Below are 24,733 nucleotides of genomic sequence, written 5' to 3'. Positions count from 1 at the left end.
TCCCGCCGGGCGCAAGTGCTGAGGAGGTTTGCATGTTCGAAGAACGGTCCGCCGGCGAAGTCGACACGCTGCTGAAGTCCAATCCCGAATTCCGGCAGCTCTACCAGCAGCATCAGGACCTCGACCGGCGCGTGATGAATGCCGAGCTCGGCATCAATCCGGTGGACGACCTCGAGCTCACCCGCCTCAAGCGGGAGAAGCTCGCCGCCAAGGACCGCCTGGTCCGCATGGCCGACACGATGATCCATTGATCGTCGTTCGATGATCGATTCCTGGCCGTCGCCGCCTTCGCGGCGGCGGCCGCCGGGTGGCGCGGCACGCCCCGGTAGAATGGCGCGATTCCCAGGCCGCACGGATCCGCCATGCCCGTCCACCAGACCGTTCTCGAGCTGATCGGCCACACGCCGATCGTGAAGGCGCAACGCCTCGACACCGGCGTCTGCGAGCTCTACCTCAAGCTCGAGAGCCAGAACCCCGGCGGGTCGATCAAGGACCGCATCGGCCTGAAGATGATCGAGGCCGCGGAGAAGCGCGGCGACATCAAGCCCGGCGACACGCTCGTCGAGGGCACCGCGGGCAATACCGGCATCGGCCTCGCGCTCGTCGCGCAGCAGAAGGGCTACCGACTGATCCTCGTCGTGCCGGACAAGATGAGCCGCGAGAAGATCTTCAACCTCAAGGCGATGGGCGCGCAGGTGGTGCTCACGCGCAGCGACGTCGCGAAGGGCCATCCCGACTACTACCAGGACATGGCCGCGCGCATCGCGAGCGAGACGCCGGGCGCGTACTTCATCAACCAGTTCGGCAACCCGGACAACCCGGCCGCGCACGAGTTCGGCACCGGGCCCGAGATCCTCGAGCAGATGGCCGAGGTCGGCGGGCTCGACGCGATCGTTTTCGGCTGCGGCAGCTCCGGCACGATGACCGGCCTGTCGCGCTGCTTCGCCGAGAAGTCGCCGGCCACGGAATTGATCCTCGCCGATCCCGTCGGCTCGATCCTCGAGGAGTACATCAACCGCGGCACGCTGTCAGAGAAGTCGGGCAGCTGGATGGTCGAGGGCATCGGCGAGGACTTCCTGCCGGGCATTTCCGACTTCTCGCGCGTCAAGAAGGCCTACGCGATTTCCGACAAGGAGAGCTTCCTCACCGCGCGCGAGCTGCTGGAGAAGGAAGGCATCCTCGGCGGCTCCTCGACCGGCACGCTGCTCGCCGCCGCGCTGCGCTACTGCCGGGAGCAGACCACGCCGAAGAAGGTGCTGGTCTTCGTCTGCGACACGGGCAACAAGTACCTGTCGAAGATGTACAACGACTACTGGATGCTCGACAACGGCTTCCTCGAGCGCGAGCAGCACGGCGACCTGCGCGACCTCATCCTGCGCCCGTATTCGCAGCGCGACACGGTCGTCGTCGGCCCGAACGACCTGCTGGTCACCGCCTACCAGCGCATGAAGCTCTACGACGTCTCGCAGCTGCCCGTCATGGACGGCGACCAGCTCGTCGGCATCGTCGACGAGTCCGACGTGTTGCTGCACGTGTACGGCGACGAGCAGCGCTTCCGCGATCCGGTGTCGACCGCGATGGTCAGCAAGCTCGACAAGATCGACGTGCGCTCGCCGATCGAGGCGCTGCTGCCCGTGTTCGACCGGGGCCACGTGGCGATCATCACCGACGGGCCGCGATTCCTCGGCCTGATCACGCGCATCGACCTGTTGAACTACCTGCGGCGGCGCGTGCAGTGACGCCTGCTTGAACGAACCCGCGGGGCCGCCACGTCGCCCGGCGTCGCCTGCCCCGTATCGCATCCGCGCTTCAACGAGGAAACCACCACGATGCACTCGAACGACGATCGCCACGCCCCGGGCCTCGGGACGCTCGCCATCCATGCCGGGCAGTCACCCGACCCCTCGACCGGCGCGGTGATGACGCCGATCTACGCGACGTCCACGTACGTGCAGAAAAGCCCGGGCGAGCACCAGGGTTTCGAGTACTCGCGCAGCCACAACCCGACCCGTTTCGCCTACGAGCGCTGCGTGGCCGCGCTGGAAGGCGGCACGCGCGGCTTCGCGTTCGCCTCGGGCCTGGCGGCCACCTCGACCATCCTCGAGATGCTCGACAGCGGCAGCCACGTGATCGCGATGGACGACGTCTACGGCGGCACCTACCGCCTGTTCGAGCGCGTGCGTCGCCGCAGTGCGGGCCTGGACTTCAGCTGGGTCGACCTCACCGATCCCGCGGCGTTCGAGGCGGCGATCCGCCCCGAAACGAAGATGGTCTGGATCGAGACGCCGACCAATCCGCTGCTCAAGCTCGTAGACATCGAACGCATCGCATCGATCGCGCGCGCGCGGGGCCTGATCGTCGTCGTGGACAACACGTTCAGCTCGCCGATCCTGCAGCGCCCGCTCGCGCTGGGCGCGCACATCGTCATGCACTCGGCGACCAAGTACCTCAACGGCCACTCGGACATCGTCGGCGGCATGGCGGTGGTGGGCGACGACACGGAACTCGCCGAGCAGATGGCGTTCCTGCAGAACGCGATCGGCGGCGTGCAGGGTCCGTTCGACAGCTTCCTCGCGCTGCGCGGCCTGAAGACATTGCACCTGCGGATGAAGGCGCATTGCGAGAATGCATTGGCGCTGGCGGAATGGCTGCAGACGCATCCGGCGATCGAGCGGGTGATCTATCCGGGGCTTCCGTCGCATCCGCAGCACGAACTCGCCAAGCGCCAGATGGACGGATTCGGCGGCATGGTGACCATCTTCGTGAAAGGCGGGCTCGACGCGGCTAAGCGCTTCTGCGAGCGTACCGAGCTGTTCGCGCTGGCCGAGTCGCTCGGCGGTGTCGAGAGCCTCGTCAACCACCCGGCGATCATGACCCATGCGTCGGTGCCGGCGGAGCGTCGCGCGCAGCTCGGGCTGTTCGACAATCTCGTGCGGCTGAGCGTGGGTGTGGAAGACGTGGCCGACCTCAGGCGCGACTTGGACCGCGCCCTCGCGGGAAGCTGATCCCGTAGCGTTGCCGCAGCCGGCGCGACGGTTGCCAGAGCAGCAGTCGCGCCAGCCCGCGCACGAACGCGCCGGGCGGTGCGTATGCACCTTCGTGCACGCGCTCGGGTACCGGCGGCTCCGGGGGCTGGGGAATTTCCAGGAACGTGCAGACGCGTGCGATCACCGACGCGGGGTCGCATCGCAGGTCGTCGCTCAGCAGAACGAGCACCTGCGTCGTGGGAAAGCACGAGTGGATGGCATCGAGCTGATCGGCGTACCGCCCGCGCCGCAGGTAGCTCTTCGTGCGAAGCGGTGACGCATCGGAGAAGTCGTCGGCATGACCCGCCAGCCGCAGCGGCTCCAGCGCAAGCGCAGCGGGCAGCGGCCACGTCTCCAGATGCCGCCGTCGTTCCATGTGGTACTGGGAAATCGCGCGATCGACGGGATCGCGCAGAAGGACGATCCAGCGCATCGACGGGTTGTAGCGCGCGATCCGCCGGATGAGTCGCGGATGCAGCATGTAGATCGGCGTGGCATCGCCCAGCAGTGCGTGCCCGCCCGCCTCGGGGAAGTGGGGCGCGTAACGGGCATCCACTTCGGCGACGCCCCAGTCGTCGTCGAAATCCGGCGCATCGAAGACATGCGCCTCCTTGCGGGCGGGCAGCGCGACGTCCGGATGGCGCGACAGATAGCGTGCAAGTGCGGTCGTGCCGGCCTTCTGGGCACCGCCGATCACGAAGTCGACGCGGGGCTTCATTCCGGTGCGCCGGACCGGGCCGCCAGCGTGGCCAGCGCGTCCTGCGGATACCACCGGCGCCACGCGCCGTCGTATGCCACCAGCGCATCGAGCGTGCCGGAGTCGCGATCGAGCGGATACACGCGGCTCGCGTTGCGGCTCTGCAGCGTCCGCGCCGTGGACGGCGTTCGTCCGACCCGATCGAACAACGCGCGGCCATCGCTCGCCACGATGTCTTCGTACCGGATGACGCGCGACGGCGGCAGCGTGGCGAACGCGGAGAAGAACCAGTCGAGCAGCGCGATCTGCCGCCGGCCGGGCGAGGTGCATGCATCAAGCCGCGACCTGAGGGATGCGTCGAAGCGCTCGGCGGCGGGAGCGCGGCCCTGGCTGACCGGGAGGTCGACCGACCACCACGAACCGAGGGCAGCCACGGGGTTGCGCACGATCGCCACCGTCTCGAAGCGCTGCGCGAGTTCGGGCAGCAGGGCGGCGAACGCGGCGTTGTGCTTGACGACCAGCGCGAAGCCGGCACGGGGCGGACTCACTTCGATCCAGCCCGGCTCCACGATCTGGCGTCGACGCCCGTCGGCATCGGGTGCAGCGAACGGGTTGTCCGGCACCCGGCCATGTGCCTGCTTGCTGCGCGCGCGGCCGGAGGCCTGGAGCGATTCACGGCTCGAGGAAAAGAACGAGGCCACCTGCGCGATCGCCGCCGCCCGGTCCACCGGCAGCGACATCACGTCCATCGGCTCGAAAAGCCCGACGGTGTCGATGCAGCCGCCGAGCAGCTGGCACGCCAGCGTCGTGCCTCCGCGCGGCAAGCCCGTCAGCGCGATGTTCCGCCCGCTCAGGACGTCCACAGCGAATCCAGCCGATCGAGGACTGCGTGGAAGGCCGCGCGCTCGCGCGTGAGCGAGAAACGCTCGGCGGTGGCCGTTCCGGCCGCGGCAAGCCGGCCGCGCACCGACGCGGCGTCGAGTCGGACCACGGCATCCAGCAACGCTTCGACGCGCATGTCGGGCGACAGCGCGTTGACGCCCGGCTCGAGGTAGTCGCGATTGCCGACGCAGTCGGGCACCACGCACGCGATGCCCAGCGACATCGCCTCGAGCCCGGGCAGGAAGAAGCCCTCGGTCGCGAACGGCAGCATCACCGCCCGTTCGGCCGCTGCGAGGCGCCGCAGGAACTCGGCCCTCGACGTCCACTCGATGCAGAGATCGACGTCGCGCCCCTGGGCCACGAGGGCCGCGGCGAGCGCGGTTCCGATCTCGGGCTGTTTGGCCGCGGCGATGAACACGCGCCCCGGCGCGACGCTTCCACGTTCCACGTCGGGCAAGGCCAGCCCCGCCTCGATGGCCAGCACGGGGCCGTTCACGCGCGACGTCGATGCGATCGCGGCGGCCACCGGCTGGCTGACGCAGATCCGGATCGCGCGACGCGACAGGAACCCGATCAGCGGGCCGTCCGGGTCGGCGTGTCGAACGTGCTGGACCAGGTTGATGACGGGCCGCTGCGGAAGATCGTCCGGAACGGCGGTCCAATCCATGCCGCCAAGAAAAAGGACGTCCGCGGCGTCGGGGTGCCAGTCCTCCGCGGCCGCCACGCCCGCCCGTCGCCATGGATTGTCGGTGTCGACGCTGTCGGGCGTGAGGAACAGGCGCGGCCTGAAAGCCGGGTGCGCGGCGACGTGCCCGAAGTAGTCGAAGACCTTGCCGTGGCCGCCGCTGTAACCGTGGAAACGGCGGTGGAACCACACGTCCCGCATCAATCGACCTCGATGGTCATCGGAACCGGGAAAAGTCCGGTAAACCGCTCGCGGCAATCGTCCACGACCTCGAACGAGAGCTTGCCTTCCTGGCGGGAGAGCACGGAGGTCTGATCGAGCGAGGGTGCATCGACCACCCGCGTGCGGACCCGGTACACGCCCTGCTGGAAGATCGCGTCCATCGCCACGCGTATGGTGCAGCGCCCCGATGCCGGCGACGGCGGCAGCGCGATCCGGCGACCCGTGAGCTGCAGGCCCTTGCCGTCCATGACGTCGACGATCAGCGCGGGGTGGGCGATTCCGGGGCCAAGCCGCACCTCGAACTCCAGCTCCAGCGCGTCGCCGTGGCGCAGCGTCACGTGGTGCGCGCCGTTGACGCTCGCGCGGTCGACGCGCGCCTCGACGCTGCCGTAGCCGTCGTCCAGTCGCTCGATGGGCTCGATCGGTCCCTCGCGACGCGTCTGCTCGAGCGCGCGGCGATGCACGCGGAGCAGGTACTCGGTAATCACCTCGTCCGGAAGGCCTTCCATGACGATCCGCCCGCGTTCCAGCAGCATCGCGCGATGGCAGAACGCCTTGACCGCGTTCAGATCGTGGCCGACGAACAGCAGCGTGGTGCCCTGCGCGAGGATCTCCTCGATCTTGGACATGGCCTTCGCCTGGAAGGCCGCGTCGCCCACGGCGAGCGCCTCGTCCACGATCAGGATGTCCGGCTGAGTGTGGGCGAGCACGGCGAATGCCAGGCGCACCACCATGCCGGAGCTGTAGGTCTTGACCGGCTCGTCGACGTAATCGCCGATGTCGGCGAACGCGATGATGTCCTGCAGGCGCGCCTCGACGTAGGCGCGGTCCAGCCCGAGGATCGCGGCATTGATGTAGATGTTCTCGCGGCCGCTGAGCTCGGGGTTGAAGCCCGAGCCCAGCTCCAGCAGCGCTGCCACGCGGCCGTTCACCTGCACGGCGCCGGTCGACGGCGGAAGCACACCGGCGACGATCTGCAGCAGCGTGCTCTTGCCGCTGCCGTTCAGGCCGATGATGCCCAGCGCCTCGCCGCGCGCGAGCTCGAACGTCACGTCCGACAGCGCGTCGTGGGTATGCACGCGGTTCCGCGCATGGGCCTGGATCCGAAGGCCCCACGACGGGGCGACCCGGGCCAGCAGGCCGCCGAGTCGATGCAGCGCGGGCGCCGTCAGGCGTGCCGCGGGGCTCGGCCACATGCGGTAGGTCTTGCCGACGTGCGTGGCCGACAGCGCGCTGGGGCTGTTCAACGTCATCCCGGAGCCGTGGAAACGGCGGATTGTACCGGCCCGCCCGCTCAGCCCGGCTGCACGTCCACGTAGGTCAGGCGCCAGCGCAGGCAGATGCCGTCGCCGGTCGCGTCGATCCCGACGTCGCGCGCCAGCGCATCGAGCAGCGCCTGGCGCGGGCAGTCGCTGAGTCCGAAAAGGTCGCTGCAGAACGCGAGCATCTCCGCCTCGTCGGCGAAGTGCCAGGGACAGGCCGCGTCCTCGACCCGCGTCACCGCCCCGCCCAGGTCCGGGGACAGGGGCAGCGCGTCCGCGTCCAGGTAGCGGCCGTCATGACCGGTCTCGTTGTACCGACCCACGAAGCCGTCGAGAAAGCGGGAGATGCCGCTCCCCTGCGCGACGTCGGCGAAGTGGAGCACGCCGCCGGGCGCCAGCCGGCCGGCCATCCGCGCGAGGACCGCGGCCGGATCCTCGACGTGGTGCAGCGCCGCCAGGCAGACGGCGTGGTCGAACGGGCCCAGGCCCGTCAGGTCGGTTCCCGTGAGCGGCACCACCTCGACGTTGCCGTGGAACCCCGGCGTGAGTTCCCTCGCCGTGAGTCGAGCGCCTCGTGGCAGGTAGCTGCCGAGGTAGCCGCCGCCTGCCGGCAGGTCGAGGACATGCTGTCCCGCTTCCACCGGATGGCGATCGAACAGCCGCGCGAATTCCGCGGCGCGCGCCCCGGGTGAGCGTGTCATCGCGCGGTGGTATCGCTCGCCGCGGATGGCGAAGATCGCAGCGTAGTCGAGGTGCACGGTCAGCCCCGTTGCGAACGCCAGCGCGACGGCTCCCTGAGAAGCGCGACGAGGGCCTGTTCGATGCGCGCGATCGGCGCATCCCAGACGTTGGGGGACGGGAACGAGTTGTGCAGGATCTTCATGCACACGTTCGCCTCGAAGATCAGCAGCGATCCGTCGGGTCGCAGGCTGCAGTCGATGCCGAAATAGTCCAGGCCGAGTCGCTCACGGATGGCGTCGACGACCGGTTCCAGCCGTGGCTTGAGGGCGGTTTCGAAGGACTCGAGGAATCCGCGCTCCTCGTCGACGGAGGCGGCGCCGCGGTCGGCCACGTGGAGTTTCCACTGCTCGCCGCGCACGCGGTGGCGGACGAAGAAGTCGTCGCCGACGACCACGAGGCGCATCTTGCGGTAGTAGCCGTCCGGATCCGCGAAGTCGACGAACTCGGTGAGATAGACCGTGCGTCCACCCCAAGGGATCGAGAACAGCGGATCGAGGTCGTCCGCGCTGTCCATGCGCACCATGGAGCGGCCGCCATGGTCGCCGGCGATCCGGACGATCAGGGGATAGCGGAGGCCCGCATGGGCAGCGGCGTCGGTCAGGTCGGACGGCCGCTTGGGCTCGACGCGGAGCGTGCGCGGCATGTGCACGCCTGCGACTCCGTGGAGCTGCTCGGCCACGCCGTCGCGCGAAGTGCGCATGACGCGCTCGGGAAGGTTGAAGCAGGGGACCCCGGTGCTGCGACGCAGCGCTTCGCAGCGGCGAAGTCCTTCCGCGCAGGTGTCGGGATCGCCGATGTGGTTGACCAGCGCTCTCGGCGCCCGGTCGGGGTTGAGCCGGATATCGAATCCGGGTCCCAGCAGTGCGACCTCGGATCGGGGAATCGCACGGATCGCGTCGGTCAGGAAGCTGGCGGCGCCCGGGAAGACGTACGTCGGTCCGTTTCCCTTCGGAGACAGGACGCAGAAGACCTTCAGGTCGTCCGGTACGCCATTGATGAAGAGCAGGTCGGGGTTCATGGCAGCGAATGCTCGGTCCACACAAAAAAAGAGGGCGGCCGAAGCCGCCCTCTCGTTACGCAGTTACCTAGATCAGAGCGGGCCGAAACCTTCGTTCTCGACCACGTCGTGCCACAGCTGCTCGCCGCGGGTGTCCGCGTCGGTCAGGTTGGTGACCGTGCCGTCCGTCGCGTTGCGGTTGAGGCTCTGGACAACCATGCCCGAGAACTCACCCGTCACGAACAGACGCCACTTGCCGGCGCCGTCGCCCAGCGAGCCCGACAGACCCTTGGCGGCGTTGCCCGCCTCGAGGTCTTCCGAGTTCACCTGCATCGACTTCAGCGCGCCCAGGTTGAACACGACCGGACCACGCTGCACGCCGTTGTCGTCGATACCGACGATCGAGACGCGACCCGAGGTGGTGCTCTGGTTGATGACGCGGACGAACGACTGCGCGGTCGAGTTACCGGCCGGGTTGACGTTGTACACGCGGATCACCGAGCCGTTGTACTGCAGCGGCAGCAGCGAGCACGAGGCGCCATTGACGTCCGGCGTGCCCGAGCGGCTGAACACCGTGCGCACCGAGATCGACGAAGCGTCGATGACCGTGGTGTTGTCGCCAGCGACCTGGCCGCAGAGCTGCAGCGCGCCGCCCGTACCGTCGAAGCCCGCGTCGGCGGCCGTGTAGGTGAACGTCGTGGTGCCGGTCGACTCGTTGGTCGTCACGTCCGCCGAGATCGGCGAGGCGCAGTTGTCGTTCGACAGGTACAGCGAGTTGCCGGCAGCGAAGAACGCCGAGACGTCGCCCGTGACGGTCGTGGTGAACTCGTCCGTGCCCGTGTAGGCGAACGAAGCGAAGGCCGGATCGGCGTCGACGGTCACGTCGCCCAGGTCGATCGTGTTCTCGTCCAGGTAGCCGATGGCGCCGGTCGACGAGAAGTAGGTCTTCGAGCCGTGCGACTCGTTCTGGCCGACGTCGATGCGCGTGGCGGTGTCACCCGCGTTCGCGTCGCAGCTCAGCTGGACCGGGTTGCCCGACTGCAGCAGCGGGGTGACGGCCGAACCGATCTCGCTCGCGCCGACCGGGTCGATGAAGCGGGCGGTGCCGACAATCGTGGCGCCGCTGGTCTGCAGCGTCGTGAGGTTGGTCAGCTGGGCGCCGGCGATCGTGAAGATGGTGCCCGGCTGGATGCCCGGAACCGGGTTGGTGCTCGGCGGGTTCACCGAGAACACGGCATACGTCTGGCCAGCGCCACCGGCGACGCGGGTCACCGTCCAGCCGGCCGGCAACTGACCGCCCGGCGTCGGAGCCGGGTTGGCAGCGAACTTGGCGCCGTTGTTCAGCTCGACGCGGACGTTGAAGCCGGTCGTACGGCCGACGATGAAGTCGAGGTTGTCAATCTTGACCTCGATGCTCTCGGTCATCGTGACGACGGTGGACGCGCTGGTGATATCCGACGTCGCGACCTTCTCCGGCGTCGCATTGCCGTTGGTGGTCATCGTGTACGCGGAAGCCGCGCCCGTCATGCCCAGGCCGACCACGAGGGCGACGGCGAGGACGTTCTTCTTGATAGACATGTTGTTTGTAGCTCCTGTCAGGAATTTTGAAACGCTTGTACACAGCCCGAACTGGTTGCCCGTAATCGCCTGGTACCAGAAGGCAATCTGCTCCTGGCAACCAGTTGTCTCAGGCCTGGATGTCAGGTCGAAGACAAGCAGGGGGCCTCTCCCGCTTTATCCCCGTTCCCGGAGACGCTCCAGCTGTGCCGCGCGAAGTTAACCCAGCGTTTAGTTAACGTCAACGCGACGAGACTGAACCGTTCCTAGACAGGAGAAGGGCATTTCGGTGAACGCGGAGTGACTGCTCGGCCGTTCTGCCCGAGCCTTAGACTTGCGCGCCCGACGCCCAGGAATGCCCCCTTGACCAGCTCCACGGCCGTACCGGAAGCCCCGCCACGCATGGCCCGTCCGGGCTTCTGGCGGGACCGCCAACTCGTGATGGTGCTGACCCGGCGCGAGCTCGCGGGGCGCTACCGGGGATCGCTGCTGGGCTACTTCTGGGCGGTGGCCACCCCCTTGCTGATGCTGGGGGTCTACACGCTCGTCTTCGGCGTGGTCCTCCCGGCCCGGTGGCCGACGGCACCGCACGAAGGCGGCATGGCGGGGTTCGCCCTTCGGTTGCTCACGGGCATGCTGCTGCACGGCTTTCTCGCCGAAGCGGTGGCCCGGGCACCGCTGGTCGTCGTCTCCCAGCCCAATTACGTGACGAAGGTCGTGTTTCCGCTGGAAGTGCTGGGCTGGGTCGATGTGCTGACGGCCGCGTTCCACACCGCGGTGGGCCTGGTGCTCCTCGTTCTGGTGAACGCGATCTGGGGCGGCGGGCTGTCGCTGACACAGCTCGCCTTTCCGCTCGTGGTCCTTCCCCTCGTCCCCGCGGTGCTCGGCCTGGTCTGGATCCTGGCGGCGCTCGGCGTTTACGTCCGCGACCTCGCGCAAGCGGTCGGCCCGTTGCTCATGATGCTGATGTTCCTGGGGCCGGTCTTTTATCCGCGCAGCGCCATGCCCGCCGCGCTGCAAGGCTGGCTCCTCCTGAATCCCGTGACGGTGCCCATCGAGCAGGCGCGTCGGGTGCTGTTCGAACATGCGTGGCCCGATTGGGGCATGCTGTCGCTCTATACGCTTGCATCGTTCGCGCTGTTCTTCGCGGGGCGGCGCGTGTTCCACCTGTTGAGAACCGGATTCGCGGATGTCCTCTGATCTCGCCGAGCCTTCGCTGCGTCGACTGGGCGAGTTGCTCCTCGAACGCCAGCTCGCCGCCGAGGCCGACATCGAACGCGCGCTGGCGGTGCAGGACCAGCTGGGCGGTCGGCTCGGCAACGTGCTGACGCGCCTGGGTGCGGTGAGCGAGGACAACCTCCTGCAGGTGCTGGCAGCGCAACTCGGCATGCCGGTCGTCGGCCAGGACGTGCCGCTCCCCGACATCGCGCTGGTGCGCGCCACCGCCGCGCTCGCTCCGCCCGGCCTGGATTGGTCCCTGGACCAGCAGGTCCTGCTGTGGAGCGACGACGCCGGCGAACTCTGGTGCACGGCCCGCGATCCGCTTCATCCCGCCCTGGGCGACGCCTTGCGCCATGCCTTTCCCGGCCGCGCGGTCCGCATGGCGCTGTGCCGCGCGCAGGACCTCGACCGCCTCCTCGATGCGCTCGCGCGGTCGGCCGCCGAGACGCCGTCCGGCACCGACGTCGACCACCTCCGGGAGATGGCCGAGGAGGCGCCGGTCGTCGAGCTGGTCAACAACCTGCTCGCGCAGGCCGTCGAGCAACGCTCGTCCGACATCCATCTCGAGCCGCAGGAGCATGAGTTCGCGGTTCGGTTCCGCATCGACGGCGTACTGCACACGCGGCTCAACCTGCCGCGCCAGCGCTACGACGCCGTGGCCTCGCGGCTCAAGCTGATCTCCGGCATGGACATCGCCGAGCGGCGGCTTCCGCAGGACGGACGGTTGTCCGCCCGTGTCGGCGGCCAGGAGATGGACGTCCGAATGTCGGCATTGCCGGGGGTGCATGGCGAATCGATCGTCATGCGTCTGCTCCCCAAGGAACGGCGCGAGCTCGAACTCGAGCGCCTGGGCTTCGAGCAGGACCACCTGGCGATGATGCGGGACTGGACGTCGGAGGCGCACGGCATCGTGCTGGTCACCGGTCCGACCGGCTCGGGCAAGTCGACGACGCTCTACGGCGCGCTCGCCGCGGCGAACGACGGGCTCAAGAAGATCATCACCGTCGAGGATCCGGTCGAGTTCCAGATTCCCGGCATCACGCAGGTCCAGGCGCATTCGGACATCGGCCTCAGCTTCGCCAATGCGCTGCGGTCGATCCTGCGCCAGGACCCCGACGTCATCATGATCGGCGAAATCCGCGACCTCGAAACGGCCGAGATCGCCGTCCAGGCCGCGCTCACCGGCCACCTGGTGCTGTCGACGCTGCATACGAACGATGCGATCAGCGCGTTCACGCGCTTGATCGACATGGGCGTGGAGCCGTTCCTCGTGGCGACGCCTGTCCGGGCCGTCCAGGCGCAGCGGCTCGTGCGCCGGCTGTGCCCGGCCTGCTCGCGCCCGGCTGCCGTCGCGCGCACCCTCGAGCACGAGGCCGGGCCGATCGCCGCGCGCGTGCTGCCCGGCCAAGCCGCCGACTGGCGCGAGGCCGTCGGTTGCCCGGCCTGCATGGGCACGGGCTACCGCGGCCGCCTGGGCATCTACGAGATGATTCCGGTCACGGAGCCGATGCAGGACCTCATCGTGCGGCGCGCGAGCGTCAATGAAATGAAGGCGCTCGCCCGGTCGCAGGGTCATCGTTCGCTGCGCGAGGACGGGCTCCTCAAGGCCTGGCGCGGGCAGACCACCTTCGAGGAAGTGCTTCGGGTGACGGGTACCTGACGTGAGGCGTTTCGCTTACCAGGCGATCAACACCGAGGGACGGCCCATCGAAGGGGTGCTGCGCGCACCCAGCGATCGCGCGGCGGCACGCCAGCTCGAGCGCCGCGGCCTGACGGTCGTCACGGTCGATGAGGAGGGCGTCGCCAAGGGGCGCCTTGCGCGCCAGCGATCGCTCGGCCATGCCGACGTGATGCTTGCCCTGCAGGAACTGTCGACGATGCTCCTGTCCGGCGTGGCGATCGCGGAATCGGTCCAGTCGCAGTCGCTCTCCTCCGCGCACCCGCGCGTGCGTGAAGCATTCGCCGTCATCTCGCGCGAACTGCAGCGGGGCCAGGCGTTTTCGACCGCGCTGGTCGGCAGCGGCCTGCCCATGCCGACTTACGTGGGACAGCTGGCCAAGGCCGGCGAGATGACCGGCGAACTCGGCCGCGCGCTTGCGGACGCCGCGGCGCAGATGGACTACGAGCACCGCCTCCGCGCCGAGATGCGCAACGCCATGATCTATCCCGCGGTGCTCGTCGCTGCCGGCGCGCTCGCGGTTTCGATCATGTTCGTTTTCGTGGTCCCCAAGTTCGCCACGCTGCTCAAGCGTGCGGACGATCTCCCGTTCCTGGCGTGGGCCGTTCTCGGCACCGGCGTCTGGTTCCGCAGCCATTTCGTTCTCGCGCTGGGCGGCCTGGCGGCGGTGATCGGCGGCGCCGTCGTGGCCTTCCGCAACCCGGGCGTACGGGAGCGCGCGCTGGAAGGCGCTGCGCGACTGCCGATCATCGGGCCGTGGATCGTCGAGTCCGACACCGCGCGCTGGGCCAAGGTACTCGCGGCGCTGCTGGGCAACCGTGTTCCCCTGCTGCGCGCGCTCGAGCTCGCGCGGGGTGGCGTGGCGATCCCGTCGCGCCGCGCCCACTTCGACGAAGTGGCACGCGCGGTACGCGGCGGCAGCGGCCTCGCCGATGCGCTCGAAGACCACGAGGTAATGACCGCGACCGCATACAACCTGGTGCGGGTCGGCGAGCGCTCCGGCCGCCTGGCGGCGATGCTCGGGTCGCTCGCGAAGCTTTACGAGGAGTCAGGGCGCAGCCGGATGAAGCGGGTCCTGATCCTGATGGAACCCGCCGCGATTCTGGTGATCGGCTCCGTGATCGGCACGATCATCCTCGGTGTCATCCTCGCGATCACCAGCGCCAACGATCTCGCCATCTGATGAGGCTTCAATGAAAGTGATGCGAACCAACCGCCAGTCCGGTTTCACCCTGCTGGAGATGATCGTGGTGCTGGTCATCATCGGCCTGATCATGGGCCTCGTCGGGCCCCGCCTGTTCGGCCAGGCGGAGAAGGCGAAGGTCCAGACCGCGAACACGCAGGTCAAGATGCTCGGCGGTGCGGTGCAGACGCTGCGTCTCGACCTGGGCAGGCTGCCGACCAAGGAGGAAGGACTCGGCATCCTGGCCGAGCGTCCCGCGGATCCCAAGGCCGCGAAGCGGTGGGCCGGCCCCTACCTCGAGGAAGGCCTGCCCGAGGATCCGTGGGGCAATGCCTACCAGTACGAGCCGACGGCGAGCGGCACGCAGCCCTTCGCGCTGTGGTCGTACGGCGCCGACGGCAAGCCGGGCGGCGAGGGCAACGATGCCGATGTCGGCCGCCTGCCGTCCCGCTAGCGCGTCCGGCTTCACGCTGCTGGAGCTCGTGGTCGTGCTGACGATCATGGGCCTGGCGGCCGCGCTGGCGGCGCCGAGCCTGCTCAACGGCATCGAGAGCTGGCGATCGCGCGACACGGTCGACCGACTGCGCGACCAGGTCCAGGGGCTTCCGATGCGCGCTCGCACGTCGGGGCGCAGCATCGCGCTGGGAGCCGATGGCACTCGGCTCCCGTTCGAGCTCGACGACGAGTGGGCGGTGTCCGTGCCGAAACCGTGGAGCGTCCAGGGCAACGGCTACTGCGAAGGCGGTGACGTCGTTCTGCGTCGCGGCGCCCGCGAGTGGACGATCCGTGCGGCCGCGCCGTTCTGCGACACCGAGGTGGCGCAGTGAGCCGGTCTCGCTCGGCGGGCTTCACCCTGCTGGAGGCCATCGTCGCACTGGTGATCTTCAGCCTCGGCGCGGTGGCCCTGTATGGATGGCTCGCGACCAACATCCAGGCTCTGGAACGGGTGCAGGCAAGTCGCGAACGCTCGGCCCTCATGACGGCCGCCCTGGACGCGGTCAGGCGGGTGAATCCGATGCAGGACGCCACGGGCAGCCGCGCAGCCGGCGACCTGCGCATCGAATGGGCTGCACGGGCTGTCGCGCCGCCGCGGCGCGCGGTGACGCAGGTCGGCGTGGCCACCCCGTTCCTGGTCGGCCTGTACCAGCTGCACGTGCGGGTGCTCAGAGAAGGGCGTGAGGTCGACGCATTCGACGTGCGCCAGGTGGGGTACCGCGACGTCGGTGGCAACCCGGACGACGATCTCTGATGCGCCCGCGGGGTTTCACGCTCATGGAGACCCTGGTGGTGCTGGTGATCGTCTCCCTGACGACCGCTGCACTTTTCCAGATGCTCGGCACGTACCGCATCGCTCGCGAGCGCGTGGCCGCGCAGGCCGCGGGCATCGACCGTCGCGCGCTGGTGCAGGCGTGGTTCACCGACAGCATCCACGGGCTGGTGGCCGTCGATGGCGCGCCGCTGCGGGGAACCACGGAACGGCTGGTGGCGACCACGCTGAATCCCCTGTTCGGAACGCCGGGTGCACCGGCCGACGTCGAGTGGGCCTTCAAACGCGACGGCGATCGGTGGGCGCTCGAATATTCCGAGGACGGGCAGGTGCGCTGGTCGGCGCCGATCGAGGCGGCCGAAGCGCCCGGCTTCCTGTACTACGCCGCGAACGGCGAGACGTCCCGGCAATGGCCTCCGGCGCTCGGGGCGCAGACACCGCTGCCGGCGTCCGTCGCGCTGCTGCGCGATGGCCAGGTCGAGCTCGCTTCGGTGCTCGGGCCGCTCGAGCCGCGCAAGGACGTGTTCGAGATGGAACGCGAATGAGTCGCGGGCGTTCGTCCCAGGGCGGATTCATCCTCGTCCTCGTGCTGGGGATCCTGGTCATCCTGTCGCTGCTCGCGTCGGGCGTTGCGGTGACCGTGCAGCGGTTGCGGGACGAGGAAAGCGATCGCCAGCAGGCGATGCTCGATGCGTTGGACATGGCCGACACGCGCGCGTCCGTCACCTACCTGCTGCTCACCCAGCGCCGCACCTTCGGCGGACTCACCGTCGACAGCCGGGTGGCGCTCAGCGAAGACGAGCGCGTCGCGGCGGGGGCAGGCGATGACGCGGGTGCGCTGTCGCTGATGCCGGTCGGCAACGAGATCACGCTGGACGGCAGTCTGTACGCCGGGTCGGGCGAGGTCCGCTTCGCCCTGCAGGACGACCGCGGCCGGCTGCCCGTCAACTGGGTGCCGGCGTCTTCGATCGAGCGTTACCTGGATTCCACCGGAAAGCCGGAGGCCGCCGCCGCCGTGAGGCTCGCCAATCTGCTGGCCGACTATCAGGATCCCGACGATCTCTACCGGCTCAACAGTGCGGAGCAGGACGGCTACGCGTCGCAACGGCGTCGCCCGCCCACGAACCGGCCCCTTGTGACGCCGCTCGAGCTGCGGCGCGTGATGGGCTGGGACCTCGCGCTGGCGCGGATCAGCGACGCCGACCTGGTGCGCACGCTGACGACGGTCCGGTCCGCCTCGATCAATGCCAACACCGCGTCCGCCGAAGTCCTCCGGTCCATTCCCGGCATCGACGCCGCGATGGCCCAACGCATCGTCGACGCCCGCAGGCTCAGGCCCTTCACCTCCATGACCTCGGTGTACCAGGTCCTCGGGGCCGCGCTCGGCGATGAAGGTCTACTGTCCCTGTATCCTATGGACTCCGGCACCTTGGCGCTTTCGTCGCCCAGGGGAGGGGCCACCCGTGTGCTGCACTGGACGCTGACTCCGTTCGACCGGGGCGGTCGGCCCTGGCGCGAGGATTACGAATTTGCGCTTCCCAACGATGATCGAGCGGCTGAAGGCGTGGTCCGCGCGAGTCCAGCGACGATTTTCGCCCGGCCTGAAGCTTCGCCGCCTTGACGGTGTCGCGCAGGTCCGCGCCGGCACCGGCGCGGGGGACTGGATCGTCGCGCGTGGGTTGAGCGCCTACACCGTCCTGGATGGCGCCGGCGTCCCCTCCGGGCGTCGCAAGGCATTTGCGTTGGGCCAAGCGCGGCGCTGGGCGCCGTTCCCCGATCCGTCCTTCCACACGGAATGGATCGGCGACCGCGTGATGGTCTGGGCCTGGTCGGCGGGCGCGGTGCTCGAGCCTGCGCGGATGTCCGGCGAGCGTCTGCCGCGACGCCTCCTGCCCGAATCGCTGTTCCGGGGCCAAGCGCTCGACGCCGGGGCCGACCTCGTCGAAATGGATGAAGGCGTCGAAGGCCGCGTGTGGCGCAATGGGCTGCTCACCGCCAGCGTCTGGTGGCCGGCGCCGCCCGACCTGGCGATCTGGAACATGTTCCGGCGCGGCGCAGGGCTCGGTGCCGTCGCGGAACTGCCGGCGTCGGCAGTGGCGCCGCTCGCGGACGCGGCGTGGACGCGCCGCCAGTCGGGGGCATCCCTCGACTTCGCGCGCCACCGTGCCACGCTCGCACCGATCGCGCTGGCCCTCGCGGCGGCGGTGCTCTGCGTTCCGGCGGGCTCGATGCTGCGGATCCTCGTGGAGCGGGCCGGCCTGGAGCGCGCGATCAAGAAACAGGAACAGCTCGTCCACGAGATCCGCGTCGCACGCGACGCCGCGGAAGCCGACGCCGGCATGGCGGCGGACCTGCTGGCGCTGCGGCCCGCGGCCGGGCAGGTTCGCCTGCTCGCCGCGTTGACGCAGATGCTGCCCGCCGGCTGGACGCTTCTGGAGTGGCGGACGCCCGATCCGACGTCGCTCGAGGCCACGGTAAGGCTGCCGGGCGGCGATCCGCGGACGCTCGTGCGCACGCTGGAGGACTCGCCGTACCTCGAGGCCGTGAGCGTCAACATTGGCCAACGACCGGACGAAATGGTCATCAAGGCCACCGTCGCGGGGGATCTGCCTTGAGAACGGTTCCACGTATCGTCGACGATATCGCGCGGCAGTTCCGGTCGAATCCGCGCCTCGGCATCGCTGCCGTGCTGATCGCGATGCTGCTGGCTGCCTACCTGCTGCTCGCGTTGATCGACCTGCGCGGTCGGCTGGCATCGGATTACGCCGAACGGGTTGCCGAAATGCGCTCCCTGCGTGCGCTCGCGCGGCAGCCCGAGTGGCTCGAACGCGCTCAGTCGGCGGCGCGCCTGCGCAAGGGCCTGCAGGCCCAGATCGGCCATGCCGCGACGGCGGGCATCGCCGAGGCCGAGGTGCAGGCCTGGGCACGCGACCGGGCCGCCGCCGTCGGCGGACAGGTGCAGATCGCGACGCAGCCGCCGGCGGAAGTCGAGGGGAATCACGGACTCTGGCGGGTGCCCGTCGTCCTGTCGGGCGCGGCGGACCCCGCGCAGGTGGTGCAGCTGATGCAGGCGATCGAGTCCTCGTCGCGGCTCGCGGTGATCGAGCAGTCGAGCGTGCTGAACCGCGAGAACCGCACGTTCTCACTGACCGTGGTGTTCTTCTATCGGATCGGCGGGGGAAGCGATGTCGCGCCTTGAACGGGTGCTGCGGCACCGCATCGCGGTCGCCCTGGTGGGCGGCGCCCTGGTCGGACTCGCGATCGGGGCGATCATTCCGCCTGCATCGCCGGGCGCCGGCGCGGCGGCCCGGCGGGGCTGGCGGGTACCGGGTCCGCAGGCCGTGGCACGCGTCACGGAACCCGAGTTCAGCCGGGTGCGTGCGGCGCCGATCTGGGGAGCGACTGCCGGCGCCGCCACTGTTAAGGCGGCGTCATGGAAACTTATCGGTATCATGAGCCTTCCCGAACCCATCGCCCTGGTCGCCGCCGGATCCGGCCGCGAATCGCTGCATCTGAAGGTCGGCGATGCACTGCCTGACGGCGGCACGCTCCGGGCGATTGGCGCGAACGGCCTCACCTTCGTGAGGGACGGATGCGGGTTCGAACGGCTCCTCTATTCCTCGACGGATTCGCCCGTCGACGGTTCGTGTGCCGCCGCTTCGTCGGCGGCGCCCAGCAAGTCACCGGATCAAGCCGCCAAATGAAGACCCTCCGTGTCGTCCCCATCGTGGGCGCCCTTGCCCTCGCCGCGTGCGCCCAGCCCGTGCGCGTGGACGTTCCGCCGCCGGTGGAGTCGCCGCGGAAGGACGCGGCCAATTCGTCGAACGTGACGGTGATCGGCGAGGCGGGGCGACGCCCGACGAGCCTGCAGCAGTCCGATACGCCGGTGCCCCCCAACGGCGGCGCGGCGATCTCGGGCGTTTCGACGACCGCGGGCATTCCGCCGCTTCGCGGGCAGCCGATCAATGTGAACATCGAGGCCGTGCCGGTCCCGACGTTCATCAACGAGTTCTTCGGCAACGTGCTGAAGACCACGTTCCAGATGGACCCGGCGGTCGCGAAGATGACCGACCTCGTCACGCTGCGCACGTCGGGGCCGCAGGCGCCGCAGGACTTCTACCGGCTGGCGACACGGGTGCTCCAGACCTATGGCGTGAGCACCTCGTACGAGAGTGGCCGCCTGTTCTTCACGCGCGACGCCAAGGGCACGACGTTCGAGCCGCCGCTCTTCATGAGCGGGCGCGCCCTGCCTGAAGTGCCGGTGTCGCATCGACCGGTGTTCCAGCTGGTCGAACTCCAGTCGGTGCGCACGTCCGACGTCAACCAGTGGCTGCGGACGGCTTTCAAGACCGACGCACTGGAGATCCAGGACGACCTCAACCGCAACGCGGTCGTCCTGTATGGCCGTCCCGACATCGTCGCCCAGGCCGCGGCCGCGATCCGCGTGCTGGATCGGCCGTACATGCGCGGGCGCGTCAGCACCCGGCTCGAGCCCGCCTTCGTGTCGGCCGACGAGCTCGGTCGACGCCTCGTCGACGTGCTGGTCGCGGAAGGCTACGGCGCGTCGCTGCACACGGGGCAGGGCGTGGTGCAGAGCGCCGCGGTCATCGTGCTGCCGATCGCGCAGGCCAACACCGTGCTGGTGTTCGCCGCGGAGCGTGCGGTGCTCGACCACGCGATCGAATGGGCGCAGACCATCGACCGCCCCAATCCGACCGCCAGCGGTAACAGCCTCTTCTATTACCAGGTGCAGAACACGCGCGCGGAGGACATCGTGGCGACGCTCGGCGGCGTGCGTGCCGCGGCGAGCAATGCGGCGGCGGCGCAGTCCGTGTCGGGACAGACCATCACGGCAGGCGCGCCCGCGCCCACGTCGACGACCGCCGTGGCACCGCAGCCGACCAGCGGCGGCGCGGTTGCCGGTGCCAATCAACTCGTCCTCGACGCACCGCGCAACGGCATCATTTTCCAGGGTACCGCCGCGGATTGGTCGCGTTTGCTGCCGCTCGTGAAGCAGATGGATCGCGCGGCACGTCAGGTGATGATCGAAGTGACCATCGCCGAGGTCACGCTCGACAACAACCAGGAATTCGGCGTCAGCTGGCTCGCCAAGAGCGCCAATCTCGGTCGGTTCCACGGCACGGTGACGTCGGGAACCCTCGGGTCGGGTAATTCCGGTTCCGGTTCCGGTACGGCGGCCAAGGTGTTCTCCGGCCTGACCTATCTGCTGGACGTGGGCGGTGAAGCGCGCGCGCAACTCAAGGCCTATGCCGAGGACAACCGGCTGACGGTTCTGTCGACTCCGCGCCTCATGGTCAAGAGCGGCGAGGAAGCAAGCATCGACGTCGGCACCGAGGTTCCGACGGTCACCACGCAGACCGCCTCGGTCCAACAGACCGAAGGCACGTCCAACCTGCTGCAGTCCATCGAGTACCGCAAAACCGGCATCATCCTGAACATCCAGCCGATCGTGTATTCCGACAACCGCATCGACCTGAAGGTGCGGCAGGAAGTCAGCGAAGCACTGCCGCTCAGCGCGAACGAGGCGGTCAAGTCGCCTTCGATCTTCAATCGGTCGGTCAGCACGAACCTGAGCCTGCGCGACGGCAGCGCCATACTGATCGGCGGTTTGATGTCGAGCCGCCAGAACAACGGTACCAGCGGCGTTCCGCTGCTCAAGGACGTGCCGTTGGTCGGCAACCTGTTCAAGACGCAGACGCGCGGCCGCACGCGTACGGAACTGGTGCTGATGATCGTCCCGTACATCGTCGAATCGGATACGCAGGCCGCCGCGCTCACGCGTTCGATCGGCGACCGCCTCGACCTGATCGATCTGCCGGCGCAGTCGGGAGCACCGGTGGGTCCGAAGCCGCTGCCGCCGCGGCCGAAGGGACAATGACGACAGCGGCGGAGCCGACATTCCCCGGGCCCGGCGGATCCCGCGCACTGCTGGTCCTGGGAATGCATCGTTCCGGAACGTCGGCCGTCGCCGGCGCGCTCGGCCGATGCGGCATCGCATTGGGCGACCGTCTGATCGAGGGCGCTCCCGACAACCCCGGCGGCTACTTCGAGCACGCGGACGCGGTGCTCGCGGACGAGGGACTCCTGGCGGCGCTGGGGCGAGCCTGGGACGACGTCCGTCGCCTGCCCGGGGGCTGGGAGGCATCCCCGGCCGCCGGCGAGGCCGCCGACGCCATCGCGTCCCGGGTCTTGGCTCCCTTTCGCGGCGAATCCGTGTGGGCGGTGAAGGACCCACGCATGTGCCGCCTGCTTCCCCTGTGGCTGAGGGTGCTTGGCGCCGACGGCGTCGAGCCGCTCGGGCTGCTCGTCCTGCGACACCCGGACGAAGTCGCGGCCTCGCTCGCGCGCCGTGATGCGATGCATGCGCGCGCCGCCAACCTGCTCTGGATCCGGCACACGCTGGAGGCCGCCGAACACGCGCCGCCGCGCAGCATCGTGGTGACCTACGATCGTTTCCTCGCCGATCCGGCCGCGTGCCTTCGGCACGTCGCCACCGCGCTCGATCTTCCGATCCGGTTCAACCCGGGCGTTCTGGATGACTTCGTCGACCCGTCGGCGCGGCACCACCTCGTCGATGCGTCGACGGCGCTCGACGAGATCCATGCGCTGGCGCTCGACGCGCACGCCGAGCTCGCCTCCCCGGCGTGGCGGGAGGCGCTGCCGGGACTGCTCGCGCGTCTGGAGAGCATCGAGGCGTCGCAGGGCGAGTGGATCGACGCCCTCGGCGCCGCCGCGCTCGGCGCCGATCGCCGTCGACGCCACGCCGCCGACGCGCAGCTCGGGGCCGAGCGCCGTGCCGAGACCTTGCAGCAGGCGCTGGATCGCGCGACCGGGCTGGCATCGCAGCATGTCCGCGAACTCGCCGAACTCGACGCCGCGAACCGGCAGCTCCAGGCCGCGCTCGCCGATGCCGAGGCGCTGGTGAAGCGATACGGCGACCAGGCGGCCGAACTCGACGGACGCCTCGGCCAGATGGCCGAGGCGCTGGCGCGCGCCGAATCGCTCGTCGACGGCGGGCAGGCGGACCTGCACCTCGCCCACGACCGCATCCATGAGGTGGAAGCCGCGTTGGCTCAGGTCGAGGCTCTCGCGATCCAGCGCGAGCACGATCTGCGCGACTTCGATGCGCGCATCGCGGCCGGCGAGGACGCATTGCGCCGGGCCGAACGCCTGCTGGAGGCGCAGACAGCGCAGACCGCGGCACTCGAATCCGCGAAATCGCAGGCGGAGGCGATCGCCGCGGAACGCCTCGAGTTCATCGAGCGTCTGGACGCGGCGAAGGCCGTTGCCGAGCGGATCGCGCACGAACGGCTGCAGGAGCTGCAGGTTCTCGCCGACACGCTCGCGCGCGTCGAGACACTGGCAGTCGAGCGCCTCGGCCTGATCGGTCGACTGGAGTCGGCGAAGGCCGTTGCCGAGCAGCTCGCGCACGAACGGCTGGACGAGATGCAAGCCCTTGCCGACGCCTTGGCGCGAGCCGAAGCAGTTGCTGCCGAACGCCTCGTCGAGATCGATACGCTGCGGGCCACCGTTTCGGAGCATGGGCGCCTCGCCGAAGCGCAGCAGGACGAAATCCACGGACTCCGGCGCGAAGGCGAGTCGCGCGGCCGCGCGCTCGCGGACGCGCATACCGAACTCGCGCGGATACGCGGTTCCCGACTCTGGTGGGCGTACAGACGTCTCGCGCGCCTGACCGGTGGCGTCGAACGTGACTAGCCATCTCGCCATCGATGCGCTGACCGTACGGAATGGACGCGTGTTCGGTTGGGGGTGGTTCCTCGACACCGATGCGCTCGTCGCGACCGCCGCGCTCGAGCTGCCGCTCCTCGACGGGGGCGTCGCGAGCATCGCCTGCGTCGAAGGTGCGACGCGCGCCGACGTGGCCGCGGTGTTTCCGGACGTCGCGCATGCGGGAAATGCGGGCTTCATGCTCATGGGCTCGCTGGCGGGCACCGTCGACTTCGGCGGATCGGCGCGCTTCGTCGCGCGACTCCGGGACGGCCGGATGCACGAGTTCGCCATCCCCGTCACCTCGCTTCCGCTGCAGGACCGCCCCGGCCGCGGGCTGCGTGGAATCCCTGCGCGGCTTCGGGAGATCGGCCTGGCGGCGGCCGCACGCGCGGTCGGTCGTCGCGCGCAGGCGTCGGTGCGCGGCATGGCCGAGTCGGTCGCGTTCTATCTCGCCGGCTGGATCGGCACGCCCCTCACCGTGGTGTTCGATCACGCACTGGGCGGGGGCGCAAACGCGTTCCGCGACGCACGCATCGAAAGTCTGCTGGCGGAAGGCCGCGCGGTGCTTCGTGTCAGTCCGGACGTGGCGCGCCTGGACTACGTCCTGTCGCTCATGCGCCCGGGCAGGCGGACGCGCGAGCGGCGCGCGCCGACCGTCGAGCGGTTGCTGCACGAGTTGTCGCGCTTTCGCATCGCAACGATCGAAGTGAACAACCTGGTGTCGTTCGACGATCCGCTCGCGATCGTGCGGTGGTGCGTGGATCGTCGCGCGGCGGGCGGCGAACTCGTGTTCTACCTGCACGATTTCCACTCGGTATGCCCCGCATTCACGCTGATCGACGCGGACGGCCGTTATTGCGGCGTCCCCGCGCCGGACGCGTGTCGCGCGTGCCTGCCGCGCAACGCCGCCAATCTGCTGGGCTTCCCCGCGCCGCCCGATAACCGGGCGTGGCGCGAGGGATGGGCGGACCTCCTGACGGCCGCCGATCGCATCGTCGCGTTTTCGCAGGTGTCGGTCGATATCCTGTCGCGGGCCTATCCGGAGCGCTCCCACCTATTCCGGGTCGAGCTGCGTCCGCATCGCCCCGACCTCTCCCATCTGCGGCCTGTCCGGCGAGTCGCGTCCAACGTCGTGACCGTGGGCGTCATCGGCAACATCAGCCGCGCGAAAGGCTCGGACGTGGTGCACGCACTGGCCGCGCTCGTCGAAGCGCGGCAACTGCCGATGCGGATCGTCGTGTTCGGCACGCTGCAGTCCAATGCGGCTGCCTCGCGGGCGCTGCACGTGCACGGCGCGTTCGTTCCGCATGACCTTCCCGAGCTTCTCGAGCGATACGGCGTCGACGTGTGCCTGATGCCGTCCGTCTGCCCGGAAACGTATTCCTTCGTAACCGACGAGATCATGGCGATGGAGATGCCGCTCGTCGTGTTCGGGATCGGCGCGCCGGCCGAGCGCGTCGCGCGCTATACCTTAGGTGCCGTGACGACGGACATCACCGCGGAGGCGGCGCTCGCGGATATCATGCGGCTCGCCGAGCGGGCCACGATTCCGTTCGCGTAGTC

The 24,733-nt window shown here is 69.3% G+C and carries 24 protein-coding genes; 17 read left to right on the top strand and 7 right to left on the bottom strand.

What is annotated here, in order from left to right:
* Nucleotides 1-32: 32 nt before the first annotated feature.
* The 3 genes from E4F61_RS03030 to E4F61_RS03020 all read left to right on the top strand — a co-directional run bounded on the left by E4F61_RS03030 (nucleotide 33) and on the right by E4F61_RS03020 (nucleotide 3,005).
* Complete coding sequence (locus tag E4F61_RS03030; protein ID WP_133478195.1) at nucleotides 33-251, top strand: HP1242/YdcH family protein; 219 nt, start codon at nucleotides 33-35, stop codon at nucleotides 249-251.
* Nucleotides 252-362: 111 nt separating this feature from the next.
* Nucleotides 363-1,739, top strand: a complete 1,377-nt coding sequence (locus E4F61_RS03025; RefSeq protein WP_133478194.1) for a pyridoxal-phosphate dependent enzyme — start codon at nucleotides 363-365, stop codon at nucleotides 1,737-1,739.
* Nucleotides 1,740-1,829: 90 nt separating this feature from the next.
* Nucleotides 1,830-3,005, top strand: coding sequence for a cystathionine gamma-synthase (locus tag E4F61_RS03020; RefSeq protein ID WP_133478193.1), 1,176 nt, complete (start codon nucleotides 1,830-1,832; stop codon nucleotides 3,003-3,005).
* Here the strand turns inward: E4F61_RS03020 and E4F61_RS03015 are convergent.
* From E4F61_RS03015 to E4F61_RS02990, 7 genes are all read right to left on the bottom strand, one after another.
* Nucleotides 2,968-3,744 carry a sulfotransferase family protein gene (locus tag E4F61_RS03015; protein WP_162301386.1) on the bottom strand — a complete coding sequence of 259 codons (777 nt, stop codon included), beginning with the start codon at nucleotides 3,742-3,744 and terminating at the stop codon, nucleotides 2,968-2,970. The two genes, E4F61_RS03020 and E4F61_RS03015, sit on opposite strands and share 38 nt — an antisense overlap.
* Nucleotides 3,741-4,586 carry a hypothetical protein gene (locus E4F61_RS14625; RefSeq protein WP_162301385.1) on the bottom strand — a complete coding sequence of 282 codons (846 nt, stop codon included), beginning with the start codon at nucleotides 4,584-4,586 and terminating at the stop codon, nucleotides 3,741-3,743. The genes E4F61_RS03015 and E4F61_RS14625 overlap by 4 nt, the downstream gene beginning before the upstream one ends.
* Nucleotides 4,574-5,491, bottom strand: a complete 918-nt coding sequence (locus tag E4F61_RS03010; protein ID WP_133478191.1) for a glycosyltransferase — start codon at nucleotides 5,489-5,491, stop codon at nucleotides 4,574-4,576. Before E4F61_RS03010 ends, E4F61_RS14625 begins: the two co-directional genes overlap by 13 nt.
* Complete coding sequence (locus tag E4F61_RS14620; RefSeq protein WP_238382776.1) at nucleotides 5,491-6,759, bottom strand: ABC transporter ATP-binding protein; 1,269 nt, start codon at nucleotides 6,757-6,759, stop codon at nucleotides 5,491-5,493. Before E4F61_RS14620 ends, E4F61_RS03010 begins: the two co-directional genes overlap by 1 nt.
* Before the next feature lie 47 nt (nucleotides 6,760-6,806).
* A complete protein-coding gene (locus E4F61_RS03000) occupies nucleotides 6,807-7,532 on the bottom strand; it encodes a class I SAM-dependent methyltransferase (RefSeq protein WP_133478190.1) in 726 nt (241 codons plus the stop codon).
* A gap of 2 nt (nucleotides 7,533-7,534) precedes the next feature.
* Entirely contained in the window at nucleotides 7,535-8,533 is a 999-nt protein-coding gene (locus E4F61_RS02995; RefSeq protein ID WP_133478189.1) for an ATP-grasp domain-containing protein, read from the bottom strand.
* 72 nt (nucleotides 8,534-8,605) lie between these two features.
* Nucleotides 8,606-10,090 carry a hypothetical protein gene (locus E4F61_RS02990; protein ID WP_133478188.1) on the bottom strand — a complete coding sequence of 495 codons (1,485 nt, stop codon included), beginning with the start codon at nucleotides 10,088-10,090 and terminating at the stop codon, nucleotides 8,606-8,608.
* A 342-nt stretch (nucleotides 10,091-10,432) separates the two neighbouring features.
* On the opposite strand from E4F61_RS02990, the gene E4F61_RS02985 reads away from it, so the two are divergent.
* The 14 genes from E4F61_RS02985 (at nucleotide 10,433) to E4F61_RS02920 (ending at nucleotide 24,731) form a co-directional block, all read left to right on the top strand.
* A complete protein-coding gene (locus E4F61_RS02985) occupies nucleotides 10,433-11,269 on the top strand; it encodes an ABC transporter permease (RefSeq protein WP_202908930.1) in 837 nt (278 codons plus the stop codon).
* On the top strand, nucleotides 11,259-12,950 hold the full coding sequence (locus E4F61_RS02980) for a GspE/PulE family protein (protein WP_133478187.1): 1,692 nt from the start codon (nucleotides 11,259-11,261) through the stop codon (nucleotides 12,948-12,950). The genes E4F61_RS02985 and E4F61_RS02980 overlap by 11 nt, the downstream gene beginning before the upstream one ends.
* 1 nt (nucleotide 12,951) lies before the next feature.
* Nucleotides 12,952-14,151 (top strand): type II secretion system F family protein, encoded by a 1,200-nt coding sequence (locus tag E4F61_RS02975; protein ID WP_133478186.1) that lies wholly within the window; start codon nucleotides 12,952-12,954, stop codon nucleotides 14,149-14,151.
* 10 nt (nucleotides 14,152-14,161) lie between these two features.
* Nucleotides 14,162-14,605 (top strand): type II secretion system major pseudopilin GspG, encoded by a 444-nt coding sequence (gene gspG, locus E4F61_RS02970; RefSeq protein WP_133478185.1) that lies wholly within the window; start codon nucleotides 14,162-14,164, stop codon nucleotides 14,603-14,605.
* On the top strand, nucleotides 14,580-14,978 hold the full coding sequence (locus E4F61_RS02965; RefSeq protein WP_238382774.1) for a prepilin-type N-terminal cleavage/methylation domain-containing protein: 399 nt from the start codon (nucleotides 14,580-14,582) through the stop codon (nucleotides 14,976-14,978). The genes gspG and E4F61_RS02965 overlap by 26 nt, the downstream gene beginning before the upstream one ends.
* The gene (locus E4F61_RS02960) at nucleotides 14,975-15,400 is read left to right on the top strand and encodes a PulJ/GspJ family protein (protein WP_162301384.1); all 426 of its coding nucleotides are present in this window, start codon (nucleotides 14,975-14,977) and stop codon (nucleotides 15,398-15,400) included. The genes E4F61_RS02965 and E4F61_RS02960 overlap by 4 nt, the downstream gene beginning before the upstream one ends.
* Nucleotides 15,400-15,963 (top strand): type II secretion system protein, encoded by a 564-nt coding sequence (locus E4F61_RS02955; protein WP_133478182.1) that lies wholly within the window; start codon nucleotides 15,400-15,402, stop codon nucleotides 15,961-15,963. The genes E4F61_RS02960 and E4F61_RS02955 overlap by 1 nt, the downstream gene beginning before the upstream one ends.
* The gene (locus E4F61_RS02950) at nucleotides 15,960-17,039 is read left to right on the top strand and encodes a type II secretion system minor pseudopilin (RefSeq protein WP_162301383.1); all 1,080 of its coding nucleotides are present in this window, start codon (nucleotides 15,960-15,962) and stop codon (nucleotides 17,037-17,039) included. The genes E4F61_RS02955 and E4F61_RS02950 overlap by 4 nt, the downstream gene beginning before the upstream one ends.
* 121 nt (nucleotides 17,040-17,160) lie before the next feature.
* Nucleotides 17,161-18,033, top strand: coding sequence for a hypothetical protein (locus tag E4F61_RS02945; RefSeq protein WP_162301382.1), 873 nt, complete (start codon nucleotides 17,161-17,163; stop codon nucleotides 18,031-18,033).
* Between the two features lie 71 nt (nucleotides 18,034-18,104).
* Complete coding sequence (locus tag E4F61_RS02940; protein ID WP_133478179.1) at nucleotides 18,105-18,617, top strand: GspMb/PilO family protein; 513 nt, start codon at nucleotides 18,105-18,107, stop codon at nucleotides 18,615-18,617.
* Complete coding sequence (locus tag E4F61_RS02935; RefSeq protein ID WP_133478178.1) at nucleotides 18,604-19,122, top strand: hypothetical protein; 519 nt, start codon at nucleotides 18,604-18,606, stop codon at nucleotides 19,120-19,122. Before E4F61_RS02940 ends, E4F61_RS02935 begins: the two co-directional genes overlap by 14 nt.
* Nucleotides 19,119-21,317 carry a secretin N-terminal domain-containing protein gene (locus tag E4F61_RS02930; protein ID WP_162301381.1) on the top strand — a complete coding sequence of 733 codons (2,199 nt, stop codon included), beginning with the start codon at nucleotides 19,119-19,121 and terminating at the stop codon, nucleotides 21,315-21,317. Before E4F61_RS02935 ends, E4F61_RS02930 begins: the two co-directional genes overlap by 4 nt.
* Nucleotides 21,318-21,379: 62 nt before the next feature.
* Nucleotides 21,380-23,155, top strand: a complete 1,776-nt coding sequence (locus E4F61_RS02925) for a hypothetical protein (protein ID WP_133478176.1) — start codon at nucleotides 21,380-21,382, stop codon at nucleotides 23,153-23,155.
* Complete coding sequence (locus tag E4F61_RS02920) at nucleotides 23,136-24,731, top strand: glycosyltransferase (protein ID WP_133478175.1); 1,596 nt, start codon at nucleotides 23,136-23,138, stop codon at nucleotides 24,729-24,731. The genes E4F61_RS02925 and E4F61_RS02920 overlap by 20 nt, the downstream gene beginning before the upstream one ends.
* Nucleotides 24,732-24,733 lie beyond the last annotated feature (2 nt).

The sequence above is a fragment of the Cognatilysobacter segetis genome (assembly GCF_004359965.1).
GTDB lineage: Bacteria > Pseudomonadota > Gammaproteobacteria > Xanthomonadales > Xanthomonadaceae > Cognatilysobacter > Cognatilysobacter segetis.
Note: the sequence above shows the minus strand (reverse complement) of the source record. Positions and strands in the feature narration are given on the sequence as shown.